13 protein-coding genes and 1 pseudogene are annotated in these 12,138 nt (G+C 42.4%); 2 read left to right on the forward strand and 12 right to left on the reverse strand.

Annotation, left to right across the window (positions count from 1 at the left end):
- Positions 1-105: pseudogene (locus AC1DPK_RS23280) on the forward strand (transposase); the annotation flags it as partial.
- Between the two features lie 188 nt (positions 106-293).
- Here AC1DPK_RS23280 and AC1DPK_RS23285 read toward each other — a convergent pair.
- On the reverse strand, positions 294-755 hold the full coding sequence (locus AC1DPK_RS23285) for a phage tail protein (protein WP_441910918.1): 462 nt from the start codon (positions 753-755) through the stop codon (positions 294-296).
- A gap of 235 nt (positions 756-990) precedes the next feature.
- On the opposite strand from AC1DPK_RS23285, the gene AC1DPK_RS23290 reads away from it, so the two are divergent.
- Positions 991-1,713, forward strand: a complete 723-nt coding sequence (locus AC1DPK_RS23290; RefSeq protein ID WP_477511781.1) for a YheC/YheD family protein — start codon at positions 991-993, stop codon at positions 1,711-1,713.
- An 88-nt stretch (positions 1,714-1,801) separates the two neighbouring features.
- On the opposite strand, the gene AC1DPK_RS23295 is transcribed toward AC1DPK_RS23290, so the two are convergent.
- From AC1DPK_RS23295 to deoD, 11 genes are all read right to left on the reverse strand, one after another.
- Positions 1,802-2,125 carry a hypothetical protein gene (locus AC1DPK_RS23295; RefSeq protein ID WP_076266536.1) on the reverse strand — a complete coding sequence of 108 codons (324 nt, stop codon included), beginning with the start codon at positions 2,123-2,125 and terminating at the stop codon, positions 1,802-1,804.
- Between the two features lie 229 nt (positions 2,126-2,354).
- The gene (locus AC1DPK_RS23300) at positions 2,355-2,798 is read right to left on the reverse strand and encodes an SMI1/KNR4 family protein (RefSeq protein ID WP_477511782.1); all 444 of its coding nucleotides are present in this window, start codon (positions 2,796-2,798) and stop codon (positions 2,355-2,357) included.
- A 48-nt stretch (positions 2,799-2,846) separates the two neighbouring features.
- Positions 2,847-3,926, reverse strand: a complete 1,080-nt coding sequence (locus tag AC1DPK_RS23305; RefSeq protein WP_477511783.1) for an ankyrin repeat domain-containing protein — start codon at positions 3,924-3,926, stop codon at positions 2,847-2,849.
- Positions 3,927-3,950: 24 nt separating this feature from the next.
- Entirely contained in the window at positions 3,951-4,700 is a 750-nt protein-coding gene (locus AC1DPK_RS23310) for a hypothetical protein (RefSeq protein ID WP_477511784.1), read from the reverse strand.
- A 73-nt stretch (positions 4,701-4,773) separates the two neighbouring features.
- Positions 4,774-5,346 (reverse strand): hypothetical protein, encoded by a 573-nt coding sequence (locus AC1DPK_RS23315; RefSeq protein ID WP_477511785.1) that lies wholly within the window; start codon positions 5,344-5,346, stop codon positions 4,774-4,776.
- Positions 5,347-5,623: 277 nt separating this feature from the next.
- Complete coding sequence (locus AC1DPK_RS23320) at positions 5,624-6,157, reverse strand: YceI family protein (RefSeq protein WP_477511786.1); 534 nt, start codon at positions 6,155-6,157, stop codon at positions 5,624-5,626.
- Between the two features lie 109 nt (positions 6,158-6,266).
- Entirely contained in the window at positions 6,267-7,214 is a 948-nt protein-coding gene (locus AC1DPK_RS23325) for a helix-turn-helix transcriptional regulator (RefSeq protein ID WP_477511787.1), read from the reverse strand.
- 326 nt (positions 7,215-7,540) lie between these two features.
- A complete protein-coding gene (deoB, locus tag AC1DPK_RS23330; RefSeq protein WP_477511788.1) occupies positions 7,541-8,728 on the reverse strand; it encodes a phosphopentomutase in 1,188 nt (395 codons plus the stop codon).
- Between the two features lie 32 nt (positions 8,729-8,760).
- The gene (locus AC1DPK_RS23335) at positions 8,761-9,942 is read right to left on the reverse strand and encodes a NupC/NupG family nucleoside CNT transporter (RefSeq protein ID WP_339205764.1); all 1,182 of its coding nucleotides are present in this window, start codon (positions 9,940-9,942) and stop codon (positions 8,761-8,763) included.
- A 22-nt stretch (positions 9,943-9,964) separates the two neighbouring features.
- A complete protein-coding gene (locus AC1DPK_RS23340; RefSeq protein WP_477511789.1) occupies positions 9,965-11,260 on the reverse strand; it encodes a purine/pyrimidine permease in 1,296 nt (431 codons plus the stop codon).
- 33 nt (positions 11,261-11,293) lie between these two features.
- The gene (gene deoD / locus AC1DPK_RS23345; protein ID WP_477511790.1) at positions 11,294-12,010 is read right to left on the reverse strand and encodes a purine-nucleoside phosphorylase; all 717 of its coding nucleotides are present in this window, start codon (positions 12,008-12,010) and stop codon (positions 11,294-11,296) included.
- Between the last annotated feature and the right edge of the window lie 128 nt (positions 12,011-12,138).

A 12,138-nucleotide genomic window follows, 5' to 3' on the forward strand; every position in this document is an offset into this window, starting at 1 on the left:
AAAGAATAACCAAGGATTCCGGCGTTTCTGCTTCGCAGCTTACCTAAGGTAAGTCTGGAGGTCGGGTGGCTTTCGCTTGCCCATAATCCTATGAAGCAAGCATAGACCAGAATAGAAAAATAGCAGTACAGGAATAGCTCTCCTGTACTACTATATATTTACCAATACACCCGTTCAAAGCGAGCTATTCCTCAGCGAGCTTGATGCTTATGGGACAGCCCCTAGACATCTTATTACTATTCGAGCTTACAGGCCTCAAGCCCTCTACAGTCCAAATTTTCGATGTTGCTTATTTAATATTCTTTTTTAATTACAAAAAACGAACCTCGTATTGTTCCAGCTAGTTTAGACTTCTGCCTCGCAAACTTAAACTTTTCTTCTAACTCCTTTGGTATCTCCATCCCCTCAGAAAGCTTAAAGCCAACGGCCCGCTTCTTAGCGTCATCGACCGTATACATGACATTGATTCCAAGACCGTCTTCATAAAAGACGTAAGCAAATTTAATATTCTCCACTTGAAAACGCGACGTTTCTAAAGGCTTGGCCGCAAACGCAATATCACGCTCTTTCAAAACTTGGTTCACATAATCAAGTGTATCCTGACTTTCGCTAGCTGGCACAACCGTAAATTCATGTTTGTATTTATTCATAAAGTAACGGGCTTCATTAGCGCGCAAACCAGCAAGCGCTTCTGCTACAGGTGAAGACTCTAAACCAACCGTAGACACATTTTTAAAATCAACGATATAAGACATGTCCATCTCTCCTTTTATAACATTATTTCCAACAAAACTTGTCATTATTTATAATATCATTCCTTATCCCCACCATTCTACTACGCAAAGCGGAGAAAACAGAAATGATATGCGGTACGGGTTCAAAAGCCTTCTTTACCTGCTTCGGTTTATAAATATGGACGAATCGTCACTTATGCTGATCACTAATTTGACTTAGAATTACCGTATAAGATTGAAAAAGGCTGTGATTATAATGTTAATCAAAAGAGACAAATGGTTGCAATATCGCATCTTTCGCAGCAGGTCCTCTCTCGCCGGACGGTTGCCACAAACACAGTTACTTAAGAAGAACACCTTATCGAAAATGCTGCTTCAATATCAAAGCGTCGTACTGAAACCTCGCAACGGGAGTTACGGAAGGGATATTGTGTTCATCAAACGGAACGGTGCGAATGCCTATCGTATTCATAACGAACAGAATGCAGTTACCATGAGAGACACTGATAAAATACTCAAATGGCTCCGCAAAAAAAACAGTGCACATGGATATATTGTCCAAAGACGTCTGCAGCTTGCTCAAATTGGGCACAAGCCATTCGACATTCGCATAATAACTCAGCGGAAAAAAGGCTCTTCATCCCCCTGGAACGTGACAGGCTCATACGCAAAAGTAGCGGCGCAAGGATATCTAGTCACAAATGTAACTAGCCGCACCATTCCAGTGCTTGAGGCGCTAAAATTAGCCCGAATCGGAGATCGAAGCTTGCTTGTCAAAGCGGAACGGATCGCACTATTGGCTGCCAAAAGACTAGGAGAGCGTTACCCCAAGCTTAGACAAGTCGGGTTCGATATAGGCATCGACAGAAAGCATCGAATTTGGATCATTGAAGGCAATTATCAACCGGACTTGCGCCCTTTTCGGCTCTTGAAAGATTCCTCGATGCAGCGCAGAATATCATGGTATAAGAAACATTAGAGCGAAAAAAAGACGACCAGCCTTATATCCTTGGCTTGTCGTCTTTTCATTTTTATAACCTATTCTTGATCATGCCCCGTTTGGGATTTTACTTGCGTCTACTTGTACTTACAACACGCGTCACTTGGAACTTGTTTACCCCTACCTGTATAATGGCAAACTTGCTGAAAGAAGTGCCGGAAGAAGTATACGGTTCCGCCTCAATATTTCCACTCGGTGTTCTAACCGTTGCGGTGATTCTAGTCACCAAGCAAACTCCACGGCTAGAAGCCGTCCAAGTCTCATCACGCTGAACCGCATAATTGTCGTCACTACAAAAGATGGATGCATATTCAACTTTTCCAAACGCATTAAACGATGTGGAGTTAAATATCTGAACAGGGTCGTAACCCGTAGGTCTTCTATTTCCCATCTCCAAAACCTCCTTGATATTGGTATCGTTCATTAAATGCAAATTAATAGATTTTGGTAAGGTATAAATGTGGACAAGGAAAAAAAAGCACGTTTGTCCAATGGTCGCGAGGATACGGCAGCATATGATGATGCACCTCAAACAAAAAAAAGAACCACCCTCGTAGTTAAACAGGTGGTTCGAGACTATAGGTTTAATACAGCGAGCGCTATTACTATGCTTCTCTTAATCACCACTCATAAAAGTTTTCCTCGACCAGCAACTCAAATGAATCCGCTACTAACTTGATCTCCCCGGTATCGTGATAACAGATGAGTACCTTTCCTGACCGATCGATGATAATCGGGTCGCCGGAGCCATCCATAGAAATGACATAACTAGTTCGTAAAACCTCTGCGCAGGGAAGCTCCTTATATTGCTCTCGAAACTCCAGCGTCAAATCAATAACCGTTTCATTTCCGAGACTAGACCCATTAGAGAATGCATGTACCGCAAGACCTGCATATGCTCCGCCAAACGTCCTTATAAAATGTACGTAATCTTCATGAAAGCTTACATTCAGCCGTTGCTGTGCCTTAGCAATTTCCTCTTGGCTCGCCGGAATGCCTACTAGTGTGCTATTATCCTCCCGATGAAGGAAATTCTTTAATCTTTCCATTAACGCATCCTTCATAAGTTAATCTCCTTTGTACACTTTCTCTTCTACTAGTGTGACAAATAGCTATAACTCTCCCTCAAGAAACCTAATGAGGTACATTTCAGGCTGCACGAGGAACTCTGTAAAGCTGCACAAATCCGCATACTCCTGGTGCTCCACGTCATAACAGCCTACCAAGCCTTTTTTCTTCGGATTCCACACTAGCTGCAGAGCAGAGTAATTGTCGATATCGGCTGACAGACGCAACAGCTTTTGCCTGCCAACTTTCATCTCAATCGTATCAGTTAATGTAAAAAAATCGATATACCCGATTTTATATTCATTTTGCGCTAGCTCAAGGCGCAGCTTGTCTCCAGTAAGAAAGCTGACCAGTTCATCGGTCAGTTTATATTTTTTTAGCTCAAACTTTTTATTTTCCATATTATGAAGCTCTGCCGGCTCCAGCGATTTCAAATAGTCAGCCAAGATTGTATTCTTATTGCTGACCGCAATCGTATACGGGCGCTCACCGTCCTTTTCCGCAAAAGTCACGTCCGCACCGCGTTCGATCAAAAATTTGACTATGGCCAAATTACCCATGCGCGCGGCAACGGTTAACGGAGTCGCTTGATAAGGATAGACCATATCCGGTTTATTATAGTTGATGTCCACCCCATGATCGAGCAAATAGGTGAGTGTCTTATAGTCATGATCCGATACAGCTTGACGCAATACAGCACCGCCATGCAACTTTATATCTAATCCCAGCTCATGAATGAGCTGGATATTGTTTTTGTTGCCATAGTAAGCCTGTGAATAAGCGCCAGACCCGATTTGATTGAGCTTGTCCAGCTTGGCTCCTTGCGCTGCAATGTAGCGAATGATGTCTTCCTTGCAATAGCGAACTGCTCGCAAAAAGGCCGGATTATGATTGACATTCAGGTTGACGCCATGCGCTACCAGCAGCTTTACAACATCCATTTGCTGCAATATAAGCGCCAGATCAAGCGGACTTAACGTGGTATGCTTACTAAGTATGATGCCAGCTTCAATATCCCAGCCTGCTGTAATTGCAGCTTGCAAAGCAGGAATATTTCCTTTGTAAATGTGCATCGCGATTTCCGGCAGATCCTCGAACTTCCCAATATCTTTTAGATTTATCATTCACTAATCGCTCCTACACCTAGTTCAACTGTTATTTTCTGAATTTGCTTCGCACCCTTTTGACAAGAGCCACTGCTTCATAACGGCAAACGCCTGTTGTACATCCTGTTCATAGAAAACAGCCACCTCTTGTTGGTAGGCATAATTCAATCGTACATAGCCACCTAGTTGCCGGTAGAACAGGAAGCATGCATATGGGGTCTCAATGGACAAATCCGGTGGAAAATCTGCTTGGCACATTCCGGCCAGATCGGGCAACGAAAGTCGGTTCTGCCCTTGTGGCAAACGTAAAAAGAGATGGCTCCGAGTGCCCGTCCACGGTTCATAATAGACAGCCTCCTCTTGACTAAATCCATACACCTGACGATATATTTCGTCCAGCACCAAGGCGTACATCCCTTCGTCTTCCTGCTCCCGTTCCTGCAGTGAAATCGCCTTAACGTGCTCCGCATGCCGAGGCAGCCAGAGAAGTAAAGCCGTCTGGGGATGCACGGCCAGAAAATCACCGTCCACTGTTGTGCCTATAACGGTACACTCACCGATCTGTTGCTCAGTAATGGGGCTGTCTTCGTCATGCTCCCATAACCCATACTCAGCAAAGGGTTTAAGCACCTCCATATCCGGCAGCTGAACATTCAACCACCCTCTGTAAGTCCCTTCGCCAAATCGCCGCAAAAACCGGAGGTAGCCCGGTGGATAAACAGCGCTGTCTTCCTTCGCAAGTGCTTGGTTTTGACCATCTGACAGCGGTTTTGGCGGAGTTACAATGTACATAAATACTCCCCCCTATTTGGACTATTAAGTCTGCCGCTGTTGGCAGTCGGATTTACTTCATGGAAAATTCTTTTCAAAATTCATATGTCCCAAATTGTTTTCTGAGAGATTCTTCGTGCGGTATCCACTCCGAATCACTCCATAAAGACATTTTTACGAGTTCTGACAGCTTATCTACGGCTTGTACTGGACTCGTAATGCTAATGAAGTCGTCAAAATCCTCATTACAGATATCCAACGCTATCCGCAGGTAGTCATCATTAATACGCTCTTCTTTGAGTTGTTCATATTCATCCCTCATCCACTGTTCACAAAAGATTTTTTCGGCCCTAATATCTCCATTCTCGAAAAACGACAACTCAAATAATTCCTCATTCATATATCCGGCGGTCATCACTGGCTCTTCGATAAGCCGGGACAACGTTTTTCCAACCTCCTTCACCGTACCCCATACAAAATAATCGTGCAGTACGCTGATCCAGTTTGCGTTGCTTTTGCTTATGTACATGACGACTTTGATCTCTTGAGCCTCATTATTTGGCTCGCCTAATACTGTGGCATGCCCTTCACTTAGCTCTCTTAATGCATCGACAGTCTTTTCAAGGTTTTTCGACTTAATATGCAAATTCGCAAATGATCTTCCCACGAGATCGCCTCCTCTAATTGCTTTCTTACTCAGTCTGATTCTTGTTTATATCTTATAGATTGGTTCTATATATGTATCTTATTTCCATTATAGTGATCGCATGTCCTGAGTCTACCTACTTTTCACCTGAATTTTGGAAATAAAGTTTCCTACAATACTCTCCAACTTTCCACAACAAAGTTTTTCGCCGTCACATATGGCATGGTTCTCCGCTTTGTCTGTAACGGCCAGCTTTTGAACAAAGACCATCCCGATAAAAGGATGATCTTTTGGATCCCTAATTTACTTTAATTGCCTCAATATAAAGTTCGATTATCACTTCATTTCCGACAATAATTCCACCCGTTTCAAGAGGCGAGTTGAATTTCAAACCAAATTCATTACGATCAATACTGGCTGTTGAATGAAAGCCTACACGTTCCCGGCCGCGAGGGTCTTTGTTTAGTCCTTCAAAAACGGTATGAAAAGTGACAGGTTTGGTTACTCCATGCAGAGTTAGATTGCCCGTAAGTTCATACTGCCTTTCGCCAGCATAGACGCAGTTGGTGCTTTGAAACGCAATAGTTGGATACTTGTCAGCATGAAGAAAATCGTCGCTCCTCAAATGTTCATCTCGTTGTGCTTGACGAGTTGTAATGCTATTTGCTTCTATGGAAGCCTGGATACCCATGGTTGTTAACTCGTTGGGATCAAAACTTATAATCGCTTGGAAACGCTCAAATACTCCTTTAATTTTATTAATCATTAAATGCGTCACCGAAAATTCGACGGAGCTGTGGTCCGGATCCACTTCCCATTTGATATTACTCATGAATAAATTCCACCTCTATAAAAAGATTATGAGAAAGGTCACCCTATCTCCAAAACACTGCGCTATTCTCATACACCTAATATACAAAAACGCTACTGACAACGTAATGTCAGTAGCGTTTAAGCATTTTTTCGGCTTCCTCGTAAATCCGATTTCGGAATGATTCAGGCTCTACTACCCTCACGTTCCCTCCCCAGCTCAGAACCCATTGCATCAAATCGTCCAGATGACGAACGCGTAATACTACATCCAATCCATCTTGATTCTCTTCCATACCCTCAATAAATCGATTATTCGATTCCTTCACTTTATCTACGACATTATGATTAAATCGGAGGTGCACTCGCAGATGTCGATCATCTGTAGGGTGATACTCCCTTAAGTTAAAATGGGCAGGCGGTTCGAATCGATCTTCCAGATCGACAAGTTCGGTTATTCGGGATAAACGGAAATGGCGAATGTCTTGGCGTAAGTCGCAATGCGCCACGAGCATCCATAACCCTTCAACGAGTACGAGGCCATAGGGAGCGACAGTACGATCGCTATGGCGATTCCCCGTGGAATCCGTAGTTCCTTTCGAATAATGAAATCTGATCTTTCGCCCATCTAATATCGCTCGGCGAATCTTATCGAGGTTTTCCTTTTCATTTGACGGAGCTGCCTGTTTGCCTGGAGCGAGCAATCGCAGCGCCCTGCGTATACGGGAGGTCTCATTGCGTACACCGTCTGATAGAATGGCCTCGATTTTCCTCTTAGCGGCTTTAGCTCTGTCACGATAATCATCATCAAATCGTTGCTCGATAAAGTCCGTTCCTATAAGCAAGGTCACGGCTTCCCCTATCGTGAAACTGATCGGCGGTAGAAAATATCCCTCCATTAAGGAATACCCTGTGCCTGTAGTGCCTATAATCGGCACGCCCGCTTCGCTGAGCGCCTGAATATCACGATAGATCGTCCGCACGCTAATTTCAAATAGGGCCGCCAAATCTTCGGCACGTACCACTTGTCTACCTTGCAGCTCCAGCACGATGGCTAATAAACGATCTGTTTTGTTCATTGACTGCCCCCTTGAAACGTAGTGCTGTACAACAGATACTTACCCCTACTTATGGTACGGTTCAGCATATCACAAGTAAGGCGAAAATATTAGGAGTTCATCGCCACTTATAACTCCAAATCTCGAACTTATTACTCATTCAAATTTTATCATTAACGTTACTGTTAAGAGTGATGGGCTATTCCTTATAAATATAATCGCTTAAAAAGCCAAAAGCCTGCCATTTTGGCAGGCTTCTTTCATTATGACGTTACTTTCTCTAGGTTCACAAACATTAATGACCCTCGTTTTCTCAACCAGCCAGTACATTGGCTATTCAATCAAGTTTATTTAAGCTTCTGTAAGAGGCTCTGTCCAAACTGCGGCATTTTCACATCAAAGTTATCTGCAACCGTTGCCCCAATATCCGAAAATGTCTTACTTACGGGTAGCTCACTTTGCTCAGTGAAACTCTTGCTGTAGATGAGTAAAGGAACATATTCACGGGTATGATCTGTACCCACATGAACAGGATCATTGCCATGGTCTGCTGTAATCATGAGAAGATCATCTTCGCTCAGCTCGGCAAGAACTTCATTTAATCGATCATCAAATTGTTCTAGCGCTTTCCCATACCCGATCGGGTCTCTACGATGTCCATAAAGTGCATCAAAGTCAACAAGATTCAGAAAACTAAGTCCTGTAAAATCAGTATGAATGGTCTCCATGAGTTTATCCATGCCATCCATGTTTGATACTGTGCGTAAAGACTTGGTGACACCTTCACCATCATATATATCTGAGATTTTGCCAATCGCTAATACATCGAACCCAGCATCCTTGAGCTCATTCATCACGGTTCTTCCATAAGGCTTCAAGGCATAATCATGACGGTTCGATGTTCTCTTGAATTTTCCAGACTCTCCGAGGAATGGCCTGTCGATCACTCTGCCTAACATGTATTCCTCACGTAGCGTAATCTCTCTGGCTATCTCACAGATTTGATAAAGCTCTTCCAAAGGAACAACTTCTTCATGAGCGGCAATCTGAATCACTGAATCTGCTGAAGTATAGACAATGAGTGCACCAGTGTTCATATGCTCTTGCCCTAGTTCATCGAGAATAGCTGTACCGCTAGCTGGCTTATTCCCAATAACCTTTCGACCCGTTTTTTGCTCTAATTCGTTAATTAATTCATTTGGAAATCCTTCAGGAAACACTTTGAAAGGAACATCGATTTTAATGCCCATAATCTCCCAGTGTCCAGTCATCGTATCCTTCCCATTCGACGCCTCCTGCATTTTGGTGAAATAAGCTAAAGGCTGCTCTACTTTGGGCACTCCGGGTATTTGGTCAATATGGCTTAACCCTAACTTAGATAAAACAGGAACATGCAGCCCATTCATTTTTTCTGCAATATGCCGTAATGTATGTGATCCTGTATCCCCAAACTTTTCAGCATCCGGAGCTTCACCGATGCCTACAGAATCCATAACGATGACGAAAATCCGCTTAAACCGAGGTGTTTGTTTCATGTTAATGCTCCTTCTATTTTAGCTGTACTCAACTAAAATATGATTCCGATAACGATGGCTGATAAAACGCTTACAAGTGTCGCGCCATATAACAACTTTAATCCAAATCGAGCAACCACATTCCCTTGTTTTTCATTCAAACCTTTTACGGCACCCACGATTGTACCAATGGACCCAAAGTTAGCAAATGAGATTAGAAATACAGAGACGATGGCTGTCGTACGATCACTAAAGCCGTCTTGAATTTTTACAAAATCAAGCATAGCCACAAATTCATTCGCCACTAATTTGGTCGCCATGATACTGCCTGCACTAACAGCCTCAGACCATGGCACACCCATAACAAAGGCAACCGGTGCAAAGACATAACCTAATGCTTCTTGGAACGAGATACCGAATATTCCAGCGAAAACGCCGTTAATTAAAGCAATTAACCCAACGAAACCAACCAACATAACCCCAACCACGACGGCTACCTTAAAGCCATCCATGATATACTCGCCCAGCATTTCGAAAAACGTTTGTTTTTCTTGTTCCTGAACTTCAACAATATCCTCTTCAGGTTTAACCTCATATGGGTTGATGATGGATGCAATAATAAAACCGCCAAATAGGTTTAGTATTAATGCAGCTACAACATATCTAGGCTCCAGCATCGTCATATAAGAACCAACGATTGACATGGATACCGTCGACATTGCTGATGCACATAATGTGTACAGACGCTGCTTAGACAATAATCCGAGTTGGTTTTTCACCGAAATAAACACTTCATTTTGTCCGACAATGGCAGCCGCAACCGCATTATAGGATTCCAATTTCCCCATACCATTTATTTTACTTAGGACCAGACCAATATACTTTATAATAAACGGCAGTATTTTATAATGTTGCAGAATCCCGATAATCGCTGACATAAATACGATAGGCATCAATACAAAGAGGAAAAACGTGTGTGCCCCTTCATTTGCCATTCCACCAAAAATAAAGTTAATCCCTTCATTTGCATATCCCAGTAATTTATCAAAACTATTGGCAAAGCCCTTAATTAACAATTCCCCTATACTCGTTTTTAGTAGAAGTATTCCTAAAACAATCTGAACAACAATCATGACAATAATTGGTCGATATTTAATCTTTTTCTTATCATTACTTGCAAGCCATGCCAGTATTAGTACAAGAATTAGACCAGCAACAGAGATGAGATAATGCATCTTTACCCCTCCAAATTTTTGTTTATTGTTTTACTTTACTCCGCTGTTTTTCCCTCCACATGAACCCCTGTTCCAAAATAATCGCTAACAGGCTTCCGCATATTAACCCATTATTTAAAATGGCGATCACGATCGGAGATAAATGGATTGTGGCTGATGAAGGGATAAACATTAAACCCACACCCACTAGCAGGGAAACTCCACTAACAATAAAAGGTCGCTCTTCATGAATGACCTTTCGCAATTCCCTCAACGATATTCCAACCATCTTCACAAAAATAACGAATGTAACAGCATAGCCAATCGGAGCTGGAATGCCGGATATGACATTCATAATTGGCGGAAACAAGGATAAAACGATCACTAAGCTGCACCCTATTAAGAACGGCCTACGCTCTCTCATACCTGTCTGTTCAACATATCCCGCTGCTCCCGAAATAGGCACCGAGCCAATCGCTCCTAAAGAGCCGCCAATAAAATGTGTAACCCCGGAAATAATTCCAGCACGCCAATAACGGCGATGATCCGTGGATTGCTTTTGCTCTATCACGGTTTCCATCAACCGGATGGATGCAATCGCATTGGTTATTAACAGCAGTGTTAATAACAACGCTGTAGTGATGGTCCCACCGTCAAATCGCGGCCATCCAAATGGCAACATTTCGGGTAAATTAACTAGGTTTTTTGCTTGTGAAAAAACCGGTATATTACCAAAAACTATAAATAATAGCCAACCTAACAATATACTAATGATCACCGAAAATTGTCGAAGTAACGCGATGCGGCAGCTCCCTAACCAAAAGGTAATGCAAACCACAATCACACTAAGCAAAAACACTTTAACATCTAACGTCGTATGGCTAGATGTAATTCCCATCATCCCTTTCATAAAAGAACCGCTTAATTGAAAGATCAATAACAGTAAATATATAAAAGTGATGGTTGGTGTAAATAATCGGGCTATTTTATCCATTAGCTTAAAGGCTGAAATTAGGATGAATAAGACACCGCTAATGATCATTCCTCCACTTAAAGCTTGCAGAGCATCAATGTTAGAAGAATATAGTACCCCCACTAAACTCGCGTAAATGGTAAAAATGCTCCACCATAACCCTGCCGGACCTTCATGAATAGGAAGTTTATGACCAATCAGGCCTTGTAAAAAGCCCGCTATCCCCAAAGTAATAATTGTACTCTGGATGAGTCCAGCAGTCTCAATGGGTGTTAAGTTATATAAATCTGCGATAGCAATTGGTGCAGCAATTGCGCCTGCGATCATAAAAATCATCCACTGCAATCCGGACAGAATTACTCTCATTTCTTTCTCACTCTCTTTTCCTAACCCTTAAACCTATAAACTAGTGTCATCAATGATTGTATTAAGAGCTATTTCTACCATTTCATAAAAGGACTGTTCACTTTCTTGATGAGTTAAGTGCTCCTGCGTTAATAATTGACTGCCCACGGTCAGAATCGACAGTGCTTTTACACCATATTTAGCAGCCAAAGTATAGAGCGAGGTGCTTTCCATTTCTACTGCTAATACGCCAAAGTCCATAAATTTGTGAAGTCGATCCAACGTTTCACGATAAAATTCATCAGAATTATAAATGTTGCCAACAAAGACTTTCGCTTGCTTACCTTGTGTGTGCTGATATGCTTTCATTAACAATGAGAAATCTGCCGTAGGCGCATAGTTGCAGCCATGGAAAATTTTCTCCGTCAGATTGCTGTCTGAAGACACGGCTTGGGCTAATACAATATCACGGATATTTACTTCTTCTTGCATCGCGCCACATGTGCCAATGCGAATCAATTTCTTCACTTCGTAATCGATGATCAGTTCCGTTGCATATATGCTCATTGATGGGTTACCCATCCCTGTCCCCTGAACCGACACCGGCACACCGTTGTATAACCCAGTGTATCCATACATACCTCTTACTTCGTTATAGCAATAGGCTTCCTCTAAAAAATTCTCTGCTACAAATTTTGCACGCAAAGGATCTCCTGGAAGCAAAACACGTTCTGCTATTTCTCCTTTTTTTGCACCTAAATGCCTGCTCATATGGTTTCCTCCAATAATCTGAATACTGCACTCAGATTTTCCGAAATCGCTTCCATTTACCGACGGGAAAATAGATGCTTTAGTATTTTCCAAACGAATTTCCTTAAGGAAGGTCAGCCTTAATCGTT

The sequence above is a fragment of the Paenibacillus sp. 01T424 genome, from assembly GCF_056398745.1.